Here is an 18,508-nt window from a genome sequence, read left to right as displayed (position 1 = left end):
GGACTTCGAGGCCACCATCGCCTCGGCCACCGCCTGGGTCTTCGTCGCCCATATCCGCCTGCTCACCCGCAGACTGGCAAGAGCCTGATATCCATCAGAATCATTATGAGTCAGACTCTAAGAGCCAGGTCGACACCAGTCTCTTTCGAACTATACGCTCCGCCGCAGTCGGGCCGAGCCGCAAGCGGTTCAGACGTATTCGACCTAGTGTTGCTCGGCGATCTAAAACATGAAGTGCTTCCCAGCACGCGGCCAGATCAGCAGTTTTCGTATAGCCTTTGGCGTGATGACGCAGATTCTCTAGTTGCCGATATCGACGACTCGCATTCTGCAGGTCGATATCTTATACATAGCGACCTCGGCAATGGAAAAACAATCGCAGCCGAGTCGCTAAAGTACGCCCTCCATGTGCGGGGCTTCACAGTTCTGACTCTGAAACCGGTTAGAGACATTATATCTATTGATATACCGTACTTAACCTCTTTGCCCGGCCGCACAGTCATATTTGTTGACGATGTATTTAAGACAAACAATCGTAGCGATCTCATTTTTCTGGTAAACCAGTTTAGCCATTTCTCTTATATTGGAACTTGCCGCACTAGCGTATTCGATTTGCAAGGCCACGAACTGAATCTGATATTCGGTGATAGATACGTTGACTACGATGCAAATGTACTCAGCGACCGAGAATGCCAGCAAATCGTGACGTGGTTTGATACCAACGGCCTTTGGGGCGTCGAAGCAGGGCTAACCTCTGGAGAAAAACTCGGCATTCTTACGAACAAATGCCGGCGTGAATTTAGGTCCATCATACTTGATAGGTTTAACTCCTCGTTTATGAGACAGAAGATCGATACTGTTTTCAGATCGATTCAGCCGGGCCGCGTTAAGGACTGGCTCCTTCACGTTCTTATTGTTGAACTTTGCGGATTCGAGCCTAATGCTCGATTCGTACAAAGCTTGGCTGGCTATAGCCCAAGCCGACAAGAACTTGCTGCAGCCGGACCCGTGAAGGAATTCATTGGGGCCGAGGGCGGATACATTTCAGTTCGGTCACCAGTGTTGGCAGAATTGCTTTCTAGAGAAATGTTTGACCGCGACGAGAAGGTTCGCGCCCTTGTGTCTATTGCGAAGGCGGCAGGAAACCTCACCACCGGCCGGGATATATACTCGGAACTTATAAAGTTCACGTATCGGCCCGCAATCATGGGGTCAATCTTCAGCCAAAAGGACTACTTGCCCGCTGCGAAGGCATTATTTGATGAGCTAAAATCAATAGATGGACTTCAGAATAAATCTCTATTCTGGCTTCAATATGCCATAATACTTACAAGCGAACGGGAATATTTCGGTGCGAAAGTTATATTTGACACGGCTTTTGGTCGCGCTCGAAATAGTGACTTCGATACATTCCAAGTTGATAATCACTATGCGAGATTTTTGCTCGAAAGCAGGATGTCAGCACCGAAAGATTTTCCAGATGCGTTCTTTGCGTTCTTGGAAGCACACAAACGGATTCGAAACCAAATCCTTCGCGACCGATCAGCTACTCATCCCTATCGGGTCGCGGAGCTCTATCCAGATTTTCTGAAGATGCGCCACTCGGAGATGGACCCAGGCCAAAGAGCGGTAGTCAGAAAAATGACAAGCGAAATGATCGAGCTACTAGCGAAAGCCAAAATCAGAAATCGCCATCAGAAAATTCGTGAGACCAAGGCAGCGCTGGAAGAATTTTTAGAAAATTCGCCGTAGCCTTGCCGACGGCCGGCTGTAGGCCGTGCTGATCCAGGGAGAGCACGGGGCACCCTCTTCTCTCGTCATTCCGGGCGGAAAGGCGAAGCCTCGCAGACTCGGAACGAGGCGGCGCGCGTTAGCGCGAACCTGTCGCACACGGCTTCGCTGAGACATTTCGCCTTCGCTTCGCTGCGGCACCTCCCCCGGTCCGATCTTCGATCGGCCGGAGAATGACGATGGGTATCCCGGTCTCCGCTTCGCTGCGCCGGAGGATGACGAATGGGGGAGGCCGGAGTTCACCCTGGCCGAGGTCTATGGGTTCGAGGCGCGGCTGGCGGCGATCTATCCGGACAACAACAATGTCCGACCGAAGATCAGGCAGCAGCTGCAGGTGCTGCGGGATATGGGATGGCTGGCGTTCAACGGGCGGGGCACGTACCGGCGGGCTACCTGATCTTTCGTCATCCTCCGGCAAGCCGCGTCTTCGCGGCGCAGACCGGGGGACACAGCGGCGCCGTAGCGAAGCGAAGGCGAAATGGTTCAACCCACTCGATGCGCGGCAGGTTCGCGCTCTCGCGCGCCGCTAGGTCCCCCGGTCTCGCTGCGCTCGCCGGAGGATGACGAAAGAGAAGAAGGTCAGCGGTCTTCAAGGGGCCGACCCGGAACGCCCGCGTCCTGAGCGAGGGCCGGGTCGCCGCCAACGCCTTCTGTCCCGGCTGCGGCGCGACGCCCCTGACCGCCTTCGCGGCCAACGCGCCGGTGGCCGACGTCCATTGCGGCGTCTGCGCCGAGGACGACGAACTCAAGGCCGCCAGGGGCGGCACGGACAACAAGCTGGTCAACGGTGCCTGGGGCGCGATGAAGGCGCGGCTGGCGGCGGCGAACAACCCCAGCCTGATGGTCATGGGCTATGACAAGGCCCGCACCCGCGTCACCGACCTGATCGTTGTGCCGAGCCACTTCTTCACCGAAGCGATCATCGAGCCACGCAAGCCGCTGTCGATGACGGCGCGTCGTGCGGGCTGGCAGGGGTGCAACATCCTGATCGGGAAGGTGCCGCTGGCCGGGCGTATCCCGTTGATCCGGGCCGGGGCGCATGTGGCGAAACAGGCCGTGCTGGACCAGTGGCGGGCGACGCTGTTCCTGAGGGAGGCGGCGCCGACCGCGCGGGGCTGGCTGCTCGATGTGATGAAGTGCGTCGAGGATGTTGGCAGGCCGGAGTTCACCCTGGCCGAGGTCTATGGGTTCGAGGCGCGGCTGGCGGCGCTCTATCCGGGCAACCACAATGTGCGGCCGAAGATCAGGCAGCAGCTGCAGGTGCTGCGGGACAGGGGGTGGCTGGAGTTCGGCGGGCGGGGGACGTACCGGCGGACCTGATCCCTCTCCCGGTGGGAGAGGGCTTGAGGCTCGCAGAGGGCAGCGATGCGTGCAGCCGAAAGGGTGAGGGGCGTGCCCTCACCGGTTGGCGACAAACCCCTCACCCTTTCGCGCGAAGAACACTCGCTGACGCTCGTGTGCGCTCAAGCCCTCTCCCGACGGGAGAGGGTTTTTCTTCTTTCGTCATCCTCCGGCCGATCGGAGATCGGACCGGGGGAGGCGCGCGAGAGCGCGACCCTGTCGCACACGGTTTCGCTGAGACATTTCGCCTTCGCTTCGCTTCGGCGCCGCTGGGTCCCCCGGTCTCGCTGCGCTCGCCGGAGGATGACGAAAGGTGGCGGGCGGGGGACGTACCGGCGGGCACTTCGTCCCCCTCTCCGGTCGGGAGAGGGGATCGGAGTTTCGTGGGTGAGGATGGCGTCTCCTCCCCGTCGCGGCTTCGCGATGGGGAGGTGGATGCGAGCTCTTCGCGAGCAGACGGAGGGGTTCTGCGCGCGGGAAGACCCCCTCCGTCTCTCCGCTTCGCTCCGAGCCACCTCCCCTTCGCTGCGCGACAGGGAGGAGACAGGGGCTACGTCCGCTTCCGGCGCACCCGCGCGCTAGCCTCGTCCCCATGAGCGAACCGACACGCCGCAAGATCCGTCCCGAGGCTGTCTGGGCCGAGGCGCGCAAGGCGTGGGAGGACGGGGAGACGGCGCGGTCGGTCGCGAAACGTTATGACGTCGGGGTGCCGGCCCTGTGGAAGCGGCGCGAGGCGGAGGGGTGGAGGCGGCCGGACCCTGTGTACGGGCCGGTCGAGCCGGCCGAGGGCTGGTCGATGTTCGCGCAGCGGACATACGACGCCTTCGAAAGCCGGCTGGGCGAGGAACGGGACCTGGCCAGGGCGCTGTCGGCGGCCATGGTCGGGAAGCGGCCGGAGAACGTGCCGCTGTGGCATCTGCCCTTCGTCCTGCACTGGCGGGCCGAACATCTGGGGGCCGAGGTCGCGGCGGACGACCGGGAACGGAATCGGGAGCAGGACTGGGCCGGGGCGGTCTGGGACACCGAGGGGAGGATGGGGTCGGTGCAGGCGATGACGCTGGCGATCGTGCGGCTGAACCGGGCGGTGTGGCGGGAGCAGGCGGGGCTGCCGGAGGGGGCGGCGGAGGGGTGGCCGTAGGAGTCCCTTCTCCCCTTGCGGGAGAAGGTGGCCGCGAAGCGGACGGATGAGGGGTGAAACACCGCCGTTCGCCGGTTAGGCTCGGACCATGTTGAAGCCGTCCGATCGCACCCGATCAAACGCCCGTCGCGGACGCAGCGATCCGACACTCCCGGAAGCCGTCTTCTGGAAGTTCCTGAGGGATCGGCGGATGGAGGGGCTGAAGTTCCGACGGCAGATGCCGCTGGGGCCGTACATCGCAGACTTCGCCTGTCCCTCGATCCGGCTGATCCTTGAGCTGGACGGCGGGGTGCATGTGCTGAGGGCCGAAAGCGATGCGGCGCGGGATGCGTGGCTGAGCGCGAACGGCTGGACCGTGATGCGGTTTGCCAATGAGGCGGTGTTGCAGAATCCGGCGCTGCTGTTTCAGGCGGTTCGGGATCATGCGGTGGGGTACGGCGAGGGCTGAAGCTTACCCCTCATCCGCCCCTGCGGGGCACCTTCTCCCGCAAGGGGAGAAGGAAGTCAGGCCGCCGCCTGTTCCGCCGCGATCTTGCGCAGGGCCTCCTCGAACACGGCGGCGGGCTGGCCGCCGGAGATCAGGTATTTGCCCTCGACCACCACGGCGGGGACCGCGTTGATGCCGCGGCTGCGCCACAGGGCCTGTTCGGCGCGGACCTCGGCGGCGTAGCGGCCGGAGGCGAGCACCTCGGCCGCCCCGGCGCGGTCGAGACCGGCGGCCTCGGCGGCCCGGGTCAGGACGCCGGCGTCGGTCAGGTTATTGCCGTCGGTGAAATGGGTGCGGAACAGGGCCGCCTTGAGCGCCTTCTGACGCTCCGGCCCCTGTTCGCCGGCCCAGGCCAGCAGGCGGTGGGCGTCGAAGGTGTTCCAGATGCGGCTGTCGGCGCCCATCTTCATCTCGAATCCGGGCCAGGCCTCGGCCGTGCGGGCGGTGATCATGGCGCGGTTGGCGGCCGACTGTTCGGGGGTGGAGCCGTATTTGGCGGCGATATGTTCGGCGACGTTCTCGCCCTCGGGCGCCATGCCGGGGTTCAGCTCGAACGGCTGGAAGGCGATCTCGGCGGTGATGCCCTCGGCCTTGAGCGTGTCGAGGGCCGTCTCCAGCCCGCCGAGGCCGACGACGCACCAGGGGCAGACGACGTCGGAGACGAAGTCGATGTGAAGGGGCTTGGTCATGACGGACTCCGCAACGGTTCATGTTGCATATGGGGGCGCCGAGGGGGAGCGCCAGTCCTCGGGCTCAGTCCGGGACGTAGCCGATGGCGAAGTCCCGGAAGCCGAAATGGGCCAGGATCAGGATGCCGACGAAGGCGATCCCATGCAGCCACCGGCGCGAGCTGTGCGCCAGGACCACGGTCAGGATCATGGCGCCGATCGCCTGGCCCACCGCCATCCAGTCGCCCATGGGGATGGCCTCGCCCTTCGCCGCGTGCTCGGGGAAATGGAGGACGAAGTCGACGAGGTTCCAGACCTGGACCACGGCCGCCAGCCAGAACAGATAGGCCCGGTTCTCCATGTACCAGGCCTGCAGATCCAGCCCCTCGGGCGGGATCTCGTCGGGCAGGGTCGCCGCCGCCACGAGGAACAGGAGGAGGACATAGGCGGCCTCGACCGCCACCCGATAGAAGCTGATCTCGGTGATGCCGAGGCCCTTGTCCCAGAGCCGCAGGAAATAGGCGATGATCAGGGTGAAGACGACGAGGGCCGAGAGCAGCGGCAACGGGCTCCAGTTCACCCGCTTCCGGGCGACGAGCAGTCTGTGCAGGCTGTGGGCGATGTCGGCCACGGCCAGGCCGAGGACCACCGACACGAAGGCCGAGAAATAGTCGAACAGATTGGCCTGTGGCAGCGTCATCGTCCCCCCCGGTGCCAATGCGGGAGCAGCCTAGCACAGGGCGGCGCGCTGGCTATGATGGGGGGATGGCTCACTATGCGCGTATCCTGGCGACCCTCGTCCTGCTCGCCGCCGCCGCCGGCGGGGTGGTGTGGCGATTGTGGAAGCCGAAGGCGGAGCCCCTCTATGAGGAGCGGGCGATGCTGGGGGACGAGGTCCGGGCGCGGCTGCAGGCCCTGCGCGACGAGGACAAGTTCCACGCCGACGGAACCTATGCCGGGCCGAAGGGACCGAAGAACCGGGCCACCCTGTCGGGGTGGGTCGATGGCGTGATCGACGACATCCTGGCCGAGGCGGACGGGCCGCTGGAGGCCTCGGACGTGGCCGGGCGGCTGGGGATCGCCATCGGGGCGGCGTCGAAACGGCCGGCGGCGGACCAGACCCGGCTGCACGGCTATCTGATCGAGATCTGGTACATCCTCGGCTACCGCTCGGCGACGGGCTATTTCCCGGCCTCGGACGACGCGCCCGAGGGGTGGGCCGAGCCCCTGCCTCCCGGCTGGGCCGCGCCGGACCGGCCACGCTTGCTGACGCGGCGTTAACCGGTCGGGCGCAGGCTGCCCTCAGCGAGACCGCCCGAGGAAGCCTGAATGTCCAGCATGATGACGTCCAGCTATCGAAGCCGCCGGGATCATTTCGAGCCCAGCGACAACGACCCGCAGGAGCAGCGCAGGCTGCGCGGGCATCTGGAACAGATCGACTACGCCGCCTTCGTCTCCAACCGGGAGGTGATCCCGCAGGTCCTGGGGCTGGGCGCCAACCATACCGAGCCGGCCGCCTTCCAGCGGCTGGCGGTGGCCGCCGCGACGGCGCGGGCGCGCTGGATCGCCGAGGCGCTGAGGCTGTCGGAGGCGGGCCAGGCCATCGGCCCGGCCGAGGCGGCGAAGCTGTCGGGTATGCGCGCCGCCTATGAGGAGCTGTCGGAGGCCTACGAAGGCCTGCGCCGCATGGTCGAGCGGGGCTACCTGCCCTACCGCGCGGCGGAGCGCTGAGGCTTTGGTTCAGCGGCCCTAATTCAAGGGTTGGGGCGCGGTCGAGACCGGTGCGTCCGGATTCGCCGACGCGGGCGCGGCCGGGGTCGGCGGCTCCACGACCAGAGGCGCGGTCTGGATATAGGGCCGGGGCGCGGTCTCGACCGGCGCGGGCGGCACCACCACGACGGGCGCAGCCTGGGTCGGGCGGCGCGGCAGGGCCGTCACGGGCGCGGCGGCAGCCGGAGCAGGGGCGGACGGCGCGCGGACCGGCGCCGCAGTCTCGATCTCGGGCGCAGGCGCCTCGACCACCGTCGTCCCTGCGGGAGGCGCGGCATCGGCGACCAGAGGCGTCGGGCCCGGAGCGACGGGCTGCGGGGCAGGCAGGGTGGCCAGCCAGATGAAGCCGCCGATGACCACGAGGGCTGCGACGCCCGCGACGATCGGCCAGCGGTCGCCCCTGGCCACTTTCTGCATGGCCGCGCCCACGGTGGCGTAGATCGCCGGGGTCACGACCACCGAAGGCAGTTCGCGTGGCCTGGCGGCCGGCTTCGCCTCGGTCGAGAGCGGCGGCGGCACGGTGACGGCGGGCTCCGGCGCCTCCGGCTCGATGACGATTTCCTGCGGCGCGGGCATGGGCTCGGGCGCGGCCTGGACCGGCTCGGGTTCGGGAGAGACCGCTTCGACGACAGGCTCAGGCGCGACCGGCTCTGGCTGGGGAGCCACGGCCTCGACGACCGGCTCGACCGGTGCTTCCGGCAGGACCCCGGCGGCGGGGGACGCAGCCCGGGCCGGGGGGATCATCGAGCCGGTCAGTATGCCTGCGCCCGACCGTCGGACGGGACGAGCCGCCGGGGCCGGGGCCACCCGCGGCAGGGGACCGACGCGGAACACGGGCCGGGGCGGGCGCGACCACACGATCTGGCCGCGCACGAACGGCTCGGGCGGACGGTTTTCGGCGGGGCCTGGAGGGGTCTCGGACGACATGGGAGGCGTCTTAGCGGCGAACGACGGGGGCGTCCAATGTCAGGACCTTAACCGACCGTACCGTCAGCGAACCTCGACGCCCTTCCAGAACGCCATTCGACCGGCGATCTCGACCGCGGCGGACCTGGGCTCGGGATAATACCAGACAGCGTCCTTGTTCTCCTTCCCGTCCACGACCAGCGAGGAATAGGAGGCCGTCCCCTTCCACGGGCAGATCGAGGTGGTCGTCGAGGCCTTCAACACGGCCGGATCCACGGCGTCACGCGGAAAATAGTGGTTGCCCTCGACCACCACGGTATCGTCCGAGCGGGCGATCACCACCCCGTTCCAGGTCGCAGTCGTCATCTGTCATCTCCGTCAGGTTTTGAGCCGATAGCCGGTTTTGAAGATCCATCCGACGACCGCGAGGCAGGCCACGAGGAATCCGCATGTCGCCAGGAGGGACCACACGATCGGCACGTCGCCGGTCCCGTAGAAGCTCCAGCGGAAGCCGGAGATCAGATAGACCACCGGGTTGAAGTGGGTGATCGTCCGCCACGGCTCCGGCAGCATGTGGATCGAATAGAAGGAGCCGCCCAGGAAGGTCAGGGGCGTCACCACCAGCATCGGGATGAAGTTGAGCTGCTCGAAGCTCTGGGCCCAGATGCCGATGATGAATCCGAACAGGCTGAAGGTCGTCGAGATCAGGATCAGGATGGCCAGCATCCAGACCGGGTGCAGGATCTGCAGCGGCACGAAGAGCGACGCGGTCGCCAGGATGATCAGGCCCAGCACCGCCGACTTGGTCGCCGCCGCCCCGACATAGGCCAGGACGATCTCGAACGGCGACACAGGCGCGCTGAGCAGTTCGTAGATCGTGCCGGTGAATTTCGGGAAGTAGATGCCGAAGGAGGCATTGAAGATCGACTGGGTGAACAGGCTCAGCATGATCAGGCCGGGCACGATGAAGGCGCCGTAGGGCACGCCGTCGATCTCTGTCATCCGGCTGCCGATGGCCGAGCCGAAGACGACGAAATACAGGGCCGTGGTGATCACCGGGGTGACGATCGACTGCCACAGGGTGCGGATCGCCCGCGCCATCTCGAACCTGTAGATAGCCCAGACGCCGTATCCGTTGAAGGTCATGCGGCGGCTCCGGTGCTGGCGGCGGCCGGGTCGCGGTGGACCAGGCTGACGAAGATGTCCTCCAGCGAGCTCTGGCGGGTGTTCAGGTCCTTGAAGGCGATGCCGAGGTCCGACAGGCGGCGCAGCAGGGAGGGCACGCCGGTCTTCTCGGCGTTGGAATCGAACACGAACTCCAGCTCATTGCCCTCGTCGCGCAGCGTCAGATCCCACTCCGCCAGTTCGGGCGGCAGGACCTCCAGCGGGTCCTGCAGGTTCAGGGTTAGGGTCTTCTTGCCCAGCATCTTCATCAGCTCGGTCTTGTCCTGCACCAGGATCAGTTCGCCCTTGAGGATGACGCCGACCCGGTCGGCCATCTCCTCAGCCTCCTCGATATAGTGGGTGGTCAGGATGATGGTGACGCCGCTCTCGCGCAGACGACGCACCAGGTTCCACATGTCGCGGCGCAGCTCGACGTCCACGCCGGCCGTGGGTTCGTCCAGGAACAGGATGTCGGGCTCGTGGCTGAGCGCCTTGGCGATCATGACGCGGCGCTTCATGCCGCCGGACAGGGTCATGATCTTGGAGTCCTTCTTGTCCCACAGGCTCAGGTCCTTGAGGACCTGTTCGATATGGGCGGGATTCGGGGCCTTGCCGAATAGACCCCGGCTCAGGGTCACAGTGGCCAGCACCGTCTCGAAGGCGTCGGTGGTCAGCTCCTGGGGCACCAGGCCGATCTTCATCCGCGCCTGGCGGTAGTCCTTTTTGATGTCGTGACCGTCGGCCGTGACCGTGCCCGTCGAGGCCGTGACGATGCCGCAGATGATGGAGATCATCGTCGTCTTGCCGGCGCCGTTCGGGCCCAGCAGGGCGAAGATCTCGCCCTTGCCGATCTGGAGGTCGATGGGCTTCAGCGCCTGCAGCCCGGAGGCGTAGGTCTTGCTCAGGCCCTTGATGTCGATGACCGGCGGCATTCGGCGCGTCTCCCCAGCGGCCGAGGTGCCGTGTCCGCAATATGGCGTCGTTCGGTCACGGCTCAAGGCGCCGGAGCGAGGAAGTCGCCAACTGCTGACATTTCGAAGCCGTATGCGGACATGATCAATGTCCGAAGAAAAGTTAGCGTGTTGCGGTCACCGGTTGAGCCCACCGTGGACAGCAGACATTACTGCAGCCGGTCTCAAGACCCTCGAATGACCGCCCCCAGCCGTCGCACCACCTCGGCCCGGTCGGCGGCGGACAGGTCCATGCGGGCGGACTCGGTGTATCCTTTTCGGGCCTGATCGTGCCGTCTCTCTGGTTGAAACCCACGGCCCCACGAGGGATGCAACTACAGAGACCGGTGGCGCGGAAACGAAAACGGCGGCTCCCGCAGGAGCCGCCGCTATCTGGCTTACGAAGGCGCGATCACTCGTCCTCGTCGTCCTCGTATTCCTCGTCGTCCTCGTCGTCCTCGTATTCTTCGTCGTCCTCGTAGTCTTCGTCGTCCTCGTATTCCTCGTCGTCCTCGTATTCCTCGTCGTCTTCGTCTTCGTCTTCGTATTCCTCGTCGTCTTCCTCTTCCTCGTCAAAGTCATCGTCCTCGACGGTGAGGTTGCTCAGTCGGCAGAGATCGACGTTGAACACCTCTTCGGTGTCGCCGTCGTCATACACGGCCTGCACGTCGTATTCGCAGTCTTCCAGGTCGTCCTCGACCGAGATGTCGGCGGTCTCGCCCGGGCCAATCGACTCGCCGTCCAGAATGTCTTCATCCCAGTTCTCGTTCGACGATTCACCGACCATCAGCTCGACCAGGGTGGCGTCACTGTTGTTGGTCAGAGAGAAGGCCATGTCCTGGGCGACCGCGCTGGTGCCGAACAGGATGGCGAACACCGAGGCCGCCGCAAACAGTCTGGTTTTCTTCATTCTATAGTCCCCCGTGGCGGCGGATCGCCGAGCTGAAAAGCAGTGATTGGTCAGGTTGGCCCGACGTGTCCCGGTGACGTTGCCCGCACGACCTCGCGATCGTTCCTGACGCCTTACTCCGGCTCGGCCGGATCACTGTCGTAGGTTACCTGGCTCCGCCGGATACCAGTCTCACCCTCGTCAGCCTCAGCCTGCGGGTCGTCGGCAGACGGCGCTGACGGGGCTGGCGCGGCGTCCGTCGCGGGTTCTGCCGAAGCATTGTCGGACGCGGTTTGGTCCGTAAAGTCACTTGCAGGCGCGTTGCGGAGCGAGCCGCCCGTGGATGGTGAACTGACGTTTACATCGCCGCCGGCGTCCTGGGCGTAGGCCGACCCGCCGAGCGCCATCGCCGTGACAGCGACCGTGAGGCTCAACGCAACAATGGAGGATTTCTGCAACCGCGTAGCCATAAGTCCGCTCTTTCCTGAAAGCGCCATAGAGGTCTGACCCGTCGAGGCGTCGCTTGGTCAGGTCACACTGGTTGCCCGCAAAGTGCGCGTCAAGTTGATCGGCCTGACGGGACCTGTCAGCCCGCTGTCGGTCGGGCCTGCCGAATGACCGCATGGGTCGGACCACGACATCGGCGTCAGGCCGAAAACCAGACATTGACCGTCAGGCCCGACAGCGGACCTCCCGACCGTCGCTTAAGGGTGGACATCAGACATCGGTTCGGCCGACGTCCAGCGCCTGACGCCAGGCCGCCCGAAGCCGTCGCCCCAGCCCGGCCCCACCCCCGCCCTTTTTCCCGGACGGAGAGGAGCAGCGCCAGGGGGGCGACTGCCTGGGCGGTCGCCGTTGCCTGATTTCAATCGGGGCAGGGTCGCTTGAGTGGGTGCCGCCTCAGTCCGGCTCGCCCGCCTCGTCGTCGAGATCAGGGTCATACTCGTCGTCGAGATCAGAGTCATAGGTCGCCCGGCTCCGCCGGATCCCGGTCGTGCCCGCGTTTGTCGCGGGTTGGCCCGCGGCTGCGTTACCGGGCACGTTGCGACCTTCCATGTTCCGTTCCGCACGCGATTCGGCCGGCCGCGCCGCCGCGGCAGAAGCGGCACGGTCCCGTTCCGCACGCGATTCGGCCAGCTGCTCGCCCAGCCGCGCCGCCGCGGCAGAATCGGCACGATCCTGTTCCGCACGCGATTCGCGCTCCCGCGCCAGCGCGGCAGAAACGCCAAGGGAGCCGTCACTGTCGTGCCTTATTCGTGTGCTCGTGATGAGTGACCGACGCGCCAACGCAAGGGCCATATACATTTCCCCTCGCCAAGTTTCTAACTCAGGTGCACTTGCGCGCTCGACGCCCCTCAAAGCAGGCCCTGTTTGGATAGTGTTTTGCAGATAATCCCTGATGCGCTGTTGCGCGGCCTCTCCGCTCAGGCCATCTCGCTCGGCTAAGGCCACAGCCGCAAGGATTTGTCCCTCAGCTTGGGACACGAAAATCCGCATGCGGTCTTCTTCTGAAAGCCTATAAATATTTTCTTGTGGGGCGGAAGCCGCCACTGCCCCTGCCATCGCCGCCATCGACATCGCGATCACGGCAGCGCTGACCAGACCTATGTTCCGCATCCCGGGCTCCTGCAAAGTTGACTAACGATACACGGCGCAAGCGCAGAAGATGGCCACAGGGGGTCTGTTTCGCCGTGGAGTCTGGCCCCCTTAGCGGCGCGTTTCGCGGGTCACAGGGGCCCGTCAGTCCCGGCACAGCGCGCCGGCGGCGCCGGGGTTGGGGGGCCGGACAGTCAGGGTTCCGGATCTTTCAGGCCTTGCAGCGAGCCGCGCGGGAGCGGATGGCGGCGACCTGGCCGCCGGGGCCGGCACCGAGGATCAGGACCCTGGTTCTCAGGGTCCGGGTCAGGCGACCCTGGACGTGTGAGGTCAGTGTTGGGCCGCAGTCGCTTGAGCGATCAGGGCCTGGAATTCGGGCGTGGATTGCAGGATGGCGCGAACCTGCGCGGTAGGGCGCTGGGTGACGACGTCGCCGATCAGGACGACCACGACATCGCCGACGACCGGGGTCCAGCCCACGTCGCAAAGCGGCTGGGTATTCCAGTCGACCACGACCGGAGTCTCGACGAGTTCCTCGCCCTTGGCGACCGAGATCGATTCCAGGGTCGCCTTGCCGAACGCCTCGCAGCTCCGGCTGCCCGGCATGCCGTCCTGGATACCGGCGCGACGCAGGTCGCGCTCGCAAGGCGCTGACGGCAGCCGCTCCGTTTCGGTGACACGCGCCACGAAGACCGCCCTGGCCCGCTCGATCTCGGAGGCACCATGCGGCATCATGGGCATACAGGCCCAGGCGGGGGCGGCGGCGAACAGGGTCGCGGCGGCTGTCATGGTCGTCAGGACGCGGTTCATGGCTTTCTTCCCTCGCGGATCGGAGGTCCATGAACGCCCTACGGTGCCGGGCCGCAAAGCATTTTGTCTGACGAAGGCCAGCATGACGTCGCGCCCCGTAAAGCAAAGGTCGCTTGAACGCGGTTCGGCATCAAACCCCAAAGCGTGCCTCTTTCCTCAGAGGCAACAGGCAGGCCATCGCCTGATCGCGTCTGTCCTCAAGGCCGTTGGCGGGTGCTCGAAAGCAGACATTGCCGACGGCTCCTAAGGGTCGAGAGCGGTCTTTGAGCTTTCGCCGATAAGGCGACGCCCATCTTCCTCATGCGCTCGGCGTCGCGAGCCGCTACAAGGCCGCCGATGTTGCGCCTGTCCGAACTCAAGCTGCCCCTCGACCACACGTCGGAGGCCCTGCCCGCCGCGATCGCGGCGCGTCTGGCCGTTCCGGCGCACGACCTGATCTCCTGGTCGGTGTGGAAGCGGGCGCATGACGCGCGCAAGAAGTCGGCGATCCTGAAGGTCTTCATCCTCGACGTCGAGGTGAGGGACGAGGCGGCAGTACTGGCGCGCTTCGTCGGCGACCCGCATGTGCAGCCCACCCCGGACGTCGCCTATCGGCATGTCGCCGTCGCGCCCCGGGACGGAGGAAAGGCCCAGCGTCTGCGGCCGGTCGTGATCGGGGCCGGGCCGTGCGGTCTGTTCGTCGGGCTGATCCTGGCCGAGATGGGCTTCAGGCCGATCATCCTCGACCGCGGCAAGGTGGTGCGGGAGCGGACCAAGGACACCTGGGAACTGTGGCGCAAGGGCAAGCTGCATCCGGAATCCAACGTCCAGTATGGCGAGGGCGGCGCGGGCACCTTCTCCGACGGCAAGCTCTACAGCCAGATCAAGGATCCGCGCTTCCTGGCCCGCAAGGTGCTGCATGAGTTCGTCGCGGCCGGGGCGCCGGAGGAGATCCTGACTGACGCCCACCCCCACATCGGCACCTTCCGCCTGGTGACCATGGTCGAGGCCATGCGCGAGAAGATCGAGGCCCTGGGCGGGGAATACCGGTTCGAGCACCGGGTCACGGACATCGATCTCGATAGGGGCGCCATCCGGGGCGTGCGCCTGCACACCGGCGAGACCCTGGAGGCCGACCACGTGGTCTTCGCCATCGGCCACTCGTCGCGAGACACCTTCCAGACGCTTTATGAGCGCGGCGTCCACATCGAGGCCAAGCCGTTCTCGATCGGCTTCCGCATCGAGCATCCGCAATCGTGGATCGACCGGGCGATGTTCGGCCCCTGCGCCGGACACCCCGATCTGGGGGCGGCGGCCTATACGCTGTCGCATCACTGCAGCAACGGGCGCACCGTCTACAGCTTCTGCATGTGCCCGGGCGGCACGGTGGTGGCCGCGACCAGCGAGCCGGGCCGCGTGGTCACCAACGGCATGAGCCAGTATTCGCGCAACGAGCGGAACGCCAACTCCGGCTTCGTGGTCGGCATCTCGCCGCAGGATTACGGCAGCGACCACCCGCTGGCGGGCATCGAGCTGCAAAGGGAACTGGAGAGCCTCGCCTACGTGGCCGGCGGCGGCGACTATTTCGCGCCCGGCCAGCTGGTCGGCGACTTCCTGGCGGGCCGCGCCTCGACCGACCTGGGGGAGGTGGTTCCCAGCTACAAGCCGGGCGTGCGGCCGACCGACCTGGCGCCGCTGATGCCCGACTATGTGATCGCCGCCATGCGCGAGGCCCTGCCCGTGTTCGGCCGCAAGATCGCCCGCTACGATGACGCCCAGGCGGTGTTGACGGGTGTCGAGACCCGCAGCTCGTCGCCGATCCGCATGACCCGCGGCGCCGACTTCCAGAGCCTGAACGTGCGCGGCCTGTTCCCGGCCGGCGAAGGCGCCGGCTATGCGGGCGGCATCCTCTCGGCCGCCGTCGACGGGATCAAGGTGGCGGAGGCGGTGGCGCGGTCGATGGTCGGGGAGACCGTCGCGTAGGTAGACATAGGCGGATGGGCCAGGCTGAGCCCGGCGTCATTTCCACATGCCCTTCGCAGGCAGTGTCCCGGCGGCGCTTTCGATGTTGCGCCCTGGAGCCATCAGGCGCCTCCGGCGTTGAACGGCACCGCTTGTTCGAGACGACATGGCCGCTTCCCTCCCCGACCTCGGCATCGGCCGCCTCCGCAAGGAGGCCGGTCGTCTGATCGACCGCGTGCGACGCCGGCGGACCTGGCACGACCGGTTTCCGCGGCTGCATGACGCGCTGGAGGCGTCGTCGCGGTTCGGCTTCGCGGCCAACGGCTTCGTCTATGTCTCGGTCGGCCTCCTGATGCTCGCCACGGCCATCGGCATGAGGGGACAGGCCGTCGATCCGCACGGCGTCCTCTATGTCCTGGCGCAGCAGCCGTTCGGTCGGCTGTGGCTGATCCTGATCGGCGCCGGCCTCTGGGCCTTCGTCGGCTGGCGCGTGTTGCAGGCCGTATTCGACGTCGATCACGAGGGCTCGAAGCTTCAGGGCTGGGCGGTGCGCACGACGCAGGGGTTCAGCGGCCTCGCCTACGCCGTGCTGGCCTCCGGCGTGTTCCAGCTGCTGGATGAGGTGGGACCGTCGATGGGCGCCGAACAGTTGGCGGAGAACCAGGAGAAGGCCTCCATCCTGCTGGACCTGCCGTTCGGCGGTGCGGCCCTGATGACTATCGGCCTGATCATCGCCGGTGTCGGCATCGGTAATGTCGTCATGGGCGTCGTCAACGATTTCGGCGCGACCCTGGTCTGTTCGAAGACGGTGTGTCGCTGGGTGCTGCCGCTGGCGCGGATCGGCTATGTCGCGCGGGGGCTGGCCTATCTGCCGCTGGCCCTGTTCGTGACGCTGGCGGGATGGCGGGCCCAGTCGTCCAAGGTGGAAACCTTCGGCACCGCGCTGGAAGCGCTGGAGCGTCAGCCGGGCGGCGACCTGATGCTGGGACTGACAGCGATCGGCCTGATCGCGTTCGGCGCCTATGCCTTCGTCGAGGCCCGCTTCCGGCGCATCCGCGTGCCGAAAGATCTGGCCGCCGGATAGTCCGGCGCGTCCGCCGACGGAACTGGCCTCGTATCTACGCTTTTCAATCTCGCGCGAGGACTGCAGATGTCGATCCGAACCCTGGTCATGGCCGCCATCGCGGTCGTCGGCGTCAGCGCCTGCGCCACCTCCATACCCGCCGATCAGGTCCGCGCGCCCCAGCCGGCGCGAGCGGTGGATCTGGAGCGGTTCTACTCCGGCCGCTGGCTGGAGATCGCGCGCCTGCCGATGAGCCTGACCGACGGCTGCGTGGCCGGGGCGACCAACTATGTCATCCAGTCGCCGACCCGGATCGGCGTGCGCGACACGTGCCAGCAGGACACGCCGGACGGTCGCGAGAAGGCCATCGGCGCCTCGGGCACGATCCTCGACCCCGGCTTCAACGCCAAGCTCCGCGCCCGCTATCTGGGCGGTCTGATCACCTGGGAATACTGGGTGCTGGACCACGCCGAGGACTACAGCTGGTTCATCTCGGCCGATCCGAAGTTCGAGAAACTGTGGATCTATACGCGCGAGGTTCCCGACGCCGCCGAACGCGCCGCCCTCGTAGAGCGCGCCCGGTCGCTGGGCTACGATGTCAGCCGCCTCGAATTCCCCGCCTTCTAGGAAGCACTCGATGACGCACCGCCCTCTCCTGCTCGCCGTCTGCGCCTCCGCCCTGACGCTCGCGGCCTGCGGAAGCGGACCCATCGCACCCGAGGGCTCGACCTTTGGCGCCCGGCCGACCCTGGTCGAGCCGCACAGGAACCTGTTGGCGCCGACGGTGAATATCGCTCCGGCGGTCGGGTGGCCGGACGGCGTCATGCCGACCGCGCCACAGGGGTTCCGGGTCCAGGCCTTCGCGAGCGGTCTGGATCACCCGCGCTGGCTCTATCGCCTGCCCAACGGCGACATCCTGGTCGCCGAGACCAATGCCCCGCCCAGGCCCGAGGGGAAGTCGGGCGGCCTTCGCGGCTGGGTCATGGGTCTGGTGATGAAGCGCGCGGGCGCCGCTCCGCCGAGCCCAAACCGCATCATCCTGCTGCGCGACGCGGACGGCGACGGGATGGCGGAGACGAAGTCGACCTTCGTTGAGAACCTGACCTCACCGTTCGGCATGGCCCTGGTCGGGGACCGGCTGTTCGTCGCCAACGCCGACGCCGTCGTCGCCTTCCGCTATCAGACGGGTCAGACGCAGATCACGGCGCCGGCGACAAAGATCGCCGACCTGCCCGCAGGCCGGAACCACCACTGGACCAAGAGCCTGGTCGCCTCGGCGGACGGGACGAAGCTCTATGTCGGCGTCGGGTCGAACTCGAACATCGGCGAGAACGGGATGGACGAGGAGGAAGGCCGCGCCGCCATCCACGAGATCGACATCGCCACGGGCGCCCAGCGGGTCTTCGCTTCGGGCCTGCGCAATCCCGTCGGCCTCGCCTGGCAGCCGGACAGTCGCGCCCTTTGGGTCGCGGTCAATGAGCGGGACGAGCTCGGCAACGACCTGGTCCCCGACTATATGACCTCGGTGCGGGACGGCGGCTTCTACGGCTGGCCCTGGAGCTATTACGGCCAGACGGTCGATGCCCGGGTCCAGCCCCAGGATGCGGCCAGGGTCGCCTCCGCCATCGCGCCCGACTATGCGCTGGGCGCCCACACAGCATCGCTCGGTCTGACCTTCTACGAAGGGACCGCCTTCCCGGCCGCCTACAGCCACGGCGCCTTCGTGGGTCAGCACGGATCGTGGAACCGGGAGCCGAAGGCCGGCTACAAGGTGATCTTCGTGCCCTTCGCCAGTGGAAAGCCATCGGGCGCGCCGCAGGACTTCCTGACCGGCTTCCTCAACGCCGAGGGCGAGGCGATGGGCCGGCCGGTCGGGGTGCAGGTTGATCGACTGGGCGCCCTGCTCGTCGCCGACGACGTGGGCAATGTCATCTGGCGGGTCGTTCCGGCGACCTGAGCGCGGGAACGCGGACAGCAAAAAGCCCCCGGCGCGA

Annotated in this window: 20 protein-coding genes and 1 pseudogene; 12 read left to right on the top strand and 9 right to left on the bottom strand. The window is 66.2% G+C overall.

Features of this window, described 5'->3' with window-relative positions; genetic code table 11:
* The 6 genes and pseudogenes from ACP7AB_RS13375 to ACP7AB_RS13350 form a co-directional block, all read left to right on the top strand.
* A partial coding sequence (locus tag ACP7AB_RS13375) for a hypothetical protein (RefSeq protein WP_426046155.1) occupies positions 1-1,752 on the top strand: 1,752 nt, incomplete at its 5' end.
* A gap of 154 nt (positions 1,753-1,906) precedes the next feature.
* Positions 1,907-2,188, top strand: a complete 282-nt coding sequence (locus tag ACP7AB_RS13370) for a hypothetical protein (protein WP_426046157.1) — start codon at positions 1,907-1,909, stop codon at positions 2,186-2,188.
* Between the two features lie 203 nt (positions 2,189-2,391).
* A pseudogene (locus ACP7AB_RS13365) lies at positions 2,392-2,874 on the top strand (DpnI domain-containing protein); the annotation flags it as partial.
* The gene (locus ACP7AB_RS13360) at positions 2,848-3,111 is read left to right on the top strand and encodes a hypothetical protein (protein WP_425991867.1); all 264 of its coding nucleotides are present in this window, start codon (positions 2,848-2,850) and stop codon (positions 3,109-3,111) included. The pseudogene ACP7AB_RS13365 and the gene ACP7AB_RS13360, both read left to right, overlap by 27 nt.
* 613 nt (positions 3,112-3,724) lie before the next feature.
* Positions 3,725-4,270: a hypothetical protein gene (locus ACP7AB_RS13355; RefSeq protein WP_425991677.1), complete on the top strand. Its 546-nt coding sequence runs from the start codon at positions 3,725-3,727 to the stop codon at positions 4,268-4,270.
* An 88-nt stretch (positions 4,271-4,358) separates the two neighbouring features.
* Positions 4,359-4,718, top strand: a complete 360-nt coding sequence (locus tag ACP7AB_RS13350; protein WP_425991678.1) for an endonuclease domain-containing protein — start codon at positions 4,359-4,361, stop codon at positions 4,716-4,718.
* Between the two features lie 56 nt (positions 4,719-4,774).
* Here the strand turns inward: ACP7AB_RS13350 and ACP7AB_RS13345 are convergent, their stop codons facing one another.
* The gene (locus ACP7AB_RS13345; RefSeq protein ID WP_425991679.1) at positions 4,775-5,446 is read right to left on the bottom strand and encodes a DsbA family oxidoreductase; all 672 of its coding nucleotides are present in this window, start codon (positions 5,444-5,446) and stop codon (positions 4,775-4,777) included.
* Between the two features lie 64 nt (positions 5,447-5,510).
* Positions 5,511-6,125, bottom strand: a complete 615-nt coding sequence (locus tag ACP7AB_RS13340; protein ID WP_425991680.1) for a hypothetical protein — start codon at positions 6,123-6,125, stop codon at positions 5,511-5,513.
* A 65-nt stretch (positions 6,126-6,190) separates the two neighbouring features.
* Here ACP7AB_RS13340 and ACP7AB_RS13335 point away from each other — a divergent pair, with 65 nt between their 5' ends.
* Both ACP7AB_RS13335 and ACP7AB_RS13330 read left to right on the top strand, forming a co-directional pair.
* A complete protein-coding gene (locus ACP7AB_RS13335) occupies positions 6,191-6,706 on the top strand; it encodes a hypothetical protein (RefSeq protein ID WP_425991681.1) in 516 nt (171 codons plus the stop codon).
* Between the two features lie 48 nt (positions 6,707-6,754).
* Complete coding sequence (locus tag ACP7AB_RS13330) at positions 6,755-7,156, top strand: hypothetical protein (protein WP_425991683.1); 402 nt, start codon at positions 6,755-6,757, stop codon at positions 7,154-7,156.
* 18 nt (positions 7,157-7,174) lie between these two features.
* On the opposite strand, the gene ACP7AB_RS13325 is transcribed toward ACP7AB_RS13330, so the two are convergent.
* The 7 genes from ACP7AB_RS13325 to ACP7AB_RS13295 form a co-directional block, all read right to left on the bottom strand.
* Positions 7,175-8,122: a hypothetical protein gene (locus tag ACP7AB_RS13325; protein ID WP_425991685.1), complete on the bottom strand. Its 948-nt coding sequence runs from the start codon at positions 8,120-8,122 to the stop codon at positions 7,175-7,177.
* Positions 8,123-8,185: 63 nt separating this feature from the next.
* The gene (locus ACP7AB_RS13320; protein WP_425991687.1) at positions 8,186-8,467 is read right to left on the bottom strand and encodes a DUF427 domain-containing protein; all 282 of its coding nucleotides are present in this window, start codon (positions 8,465-8,467) and stop codon (positions 8,186-8,188) included.
* Between the two features lie 12 nt (positions 8,468-8,479).
* Positions 8,480-9,247 carry an ABC transporter permease gene (locus ACP7AB_RS13315; RefSeq protein ID WP_425991689.1) on the bottom strand — a complete coding sequence of 256 codons (768 nt, stop codon included), beginning with the start codon at positions 9,245-9,247 and terminating at the stop codon, positions 8,480-8,482.
* On the bottom strand, positions 9,244-10,197 hold the full coding sequence (locus tag ACP7AB_RS13310; RefSeq protein WP_425991691.1) for an ABC transporter ATP-binding protein: 954 nt from the start codon (positions 10,195-10,197) through the stop codon (positions 9,244-9,246). Before ACP7AB_RS13310 ends, ACP7AB_RS13315 begins: the two co-directional genes overlap by 4 nt.
* Before the next feature lie 430 nt (positions 10,198-10,627).
* On the bottom strand, positions 10,628-11,125 hold the full coding sequence (locus tag ACP7AB_RS13305; RefSeq protein WP_425991693.1) for a hypothetical protein: 498 nt from the start codon (positions 11,123-11,125) through the stop codon (positions 10,628-10,630).
* Positions 11,126-12,004: 879 nt separating this feature from the next.
* Positions 12,005-12,721 carry a hypothetical protein gene (locus ACP7AB_RS13300; protein ID WP_425991695.1) on the bottom strand — a complete coding sequence of 239 codons (717 nt, stop codon included), beginning with the start codon at positions 12,719-12,721 and terminating at the stop codon, positions 12,005-12,007.
* 309 nt (positions 12,722-13,030) lie between these two features.
* Positions 13,031-13,510 carry a hypothetical protein gene (locus ACP7AB_RS13295; RefSeq protein ID WP_425991697.1) on the bottom strand — a complete coding sequence of 160 codons (480 nt, stop codon included), beginning with the start codon at positions 13,508-13,510 and terminating at the stop codon, positions 13,031-13,033.
* 336 nt (positions 13,511-13,846) lie between these two features.
* Between ACP7AB_RS13295 and ACP7AB_RS13290 the strand changes: the two genes are divergently transcribed.
* The 4 genes from ACP7AB_RS13290 (at position 13,847) to ACP7AB_RS13275 (ending at position 18,471) form a co-directional block, all read left to right on the top strand.
* Positions 13,847-15,472: an NAD(P)/FAD-dependent oxidoreductase gene (locus ACP7AB_RS13290; protein ID WP_425991699.1), complete on the top strand. Its 1,626-nt coding sequence runs from the start codon at positions 13,847-13,849 to the stop codon at positions 15,470-15,472.
* 145 nt (positions 15,473-15,617) lie between these two features.
* Positions 15,618-16,535 (top strand): DUF1206 domain-containing protein, encoded by a 918-nt coding sequence (locus ACP7AB_RS13285; RefSeq protein WP_425991701.1) that lies wholly within the window; start codon positions 15,618-15,620, stop codon positions 16,533-16,535.
* Between the two features lie 66 nt (positions 16,536-16,601).
* Positions 16,602-17,141: a lipocalin family protein gene (locus ACP7AB_RS13280; protein WP_425991703.1), complete on the top strand. Its 540-nt coding sequence runs from the start codon at positions 16,602-16,604 to the stop codon at positions 17,139-17,141.
* A 10-nt stretch (positions 17,142-17,151) separates the two neighbouring features.
* Positions 17,152-18,471: a PQQ-dependent sugar dehydrogenase gene (locus ACP7AB_RS13275; protein ID WP_425991705.1), complete on the top strand. Its 1,320-nt coding sequence runs from the start codon at positions 17,152-17,154 to the stop codon at positions 18,469-18,471.
* Positions 18,472-18,508: the final 37 nt, after the last annotated feature.

It is taken from the genome of Brevundimonas sp. TWP3-1-2b1, assembly GCF_049896165.1.
Classification (GTDB): domain Bacteria; phylum Pseudomonadota; class Alphaproteobacteria; order Caulobacterales; family Caulobacteraceae; genus Brevundimonas; species Brevundimonas subvibrioides_B.
This window is presented reverse-complemented; position numbering and strand designations above follow the sequence as displayed.

Bases quoted from the DNA above. Each gene is read 5' to 3' on its own strand.
- ACP7AB_RS13320 (WP_425991687.1), bottom strand. From the start codon at position 8,467: ATGACGACTGCGACCTGGAACGGGGTGGTGATCGCCCGCTCGGACGAT.
- ACP7AB_RS13305 (WP_425991693.1), bottom strand. From the start codon at position 11,125: ATGAAGAAAACCAGACTGTTTGCGGCGGCCTCGGTGTTCGCCATCCTG.
- ACP7AB_RS13340 (WP_425991680.1), bottom strand. From the start codon at position 6,125: ATGACGCTGCCACAGGCCAATCTGTTCGACTATTTCTCGGCCTTCGTG.
- ACP7AB_RS13355 (WP_425991677.1), top strand. From the start codon at position 3,725: ATGAGCGAACCGACACGCCGCAAGATCCGTCCCGAGGCTGTCTGGGCC.
- ACP7AB_RS13325 (WP_425991685.1), bottom strand. From the start codon at position 8,122: ATGTCGTCCGAGACCCCTCCAGGCCCCGCCGAAAACCGTCCGCCCGAG.
- ACP7AB_RS13345 (WP_425991679.1), bottom strand. From the start codon at position 5,446: ATGACCAAGCCCCTTCACATCGACTTCGTCTCCGACGTCGTCTGCCCC.
- ACP7AB_RS13300 (WP_425991695.1), bottom strand. From the start codon at position 12,721: ATGCGGAACATAGGTCTGGTCAGCGCTGCCGTGATCGCGATGTCGATG.
- ACP7AB_RS13280 (WP_425991703.1), top strand. From the start codon at position 16,602: ATGTCGATCCGAACCCTGGTCATGGCCGCCATCGCGGTCGTCGGCGTC.
- ACP7AB_RS13295 (WP_425991697.1), bottom strand. From the start codon at position 13,510: ATGAACCGCGTCCTGACGACCATGACAGCCGCCGCGACCCTGTTCGCC.
- ACP7AB_RS13350 (WP_425991678.1), top strand. From the start codon at position 4,359: ATGTTGAAGCCGTCCGATCGCACCCGATCAAACGCCCGTCGCGGACGC.
- ACP7AB_RS13330 (WP_425991683.1), top strand. From the start codon at position 6,755: ATGTCCAGCATGATGACGTCCAGCTATCGAAGCCGCCGGGATCATTTC.
- ACP7AB_RS13275 (WP_425991705.1), top strand. From the start codon at position 17,152: ATGACGCACCGCCCTCTCCTGCTCGCCGTCTGCGCCTCCGCCCTGACG.
- ACP7AB_RS13310 (WP_425991691.1), bottom strand. From the start codon at position 10,197: ATGCCGCCGGTCATCGACATCAAGGGCCTGAGCAAGACCTACGCCTCC.
- ACP7AB_RS13290 (WP_425991699.1), top strand. From the start codon at position 13,847: ATGTTGCGCCTGTCCGAACTCAAGCTGCCCCTCGACCACACGTCGGAG.
- ACP7AB_RS13315 (WP_425991689.1), bottom strand. From the start codon at position 9,247: ATGACCTTCAACGGATACGGCGTCTGGGCTATCTACAGGTTCGAGATG.
- ACP7AB_RS13285 (WP_425991701.1), top strand. From the start codon at position 15,618: ATGGCCGCTTCCCTCCCCGACCTCGGCATCGGCCGCCTCCGCAAGGAG.
- ACP7AB_RS13335 (WP_425991681.1), top strand. From the start codon at position 6,191: ATGGCTCACTATGCGCGTATCCTGGCGACCCTCGTCCTGCTCGCCGCC.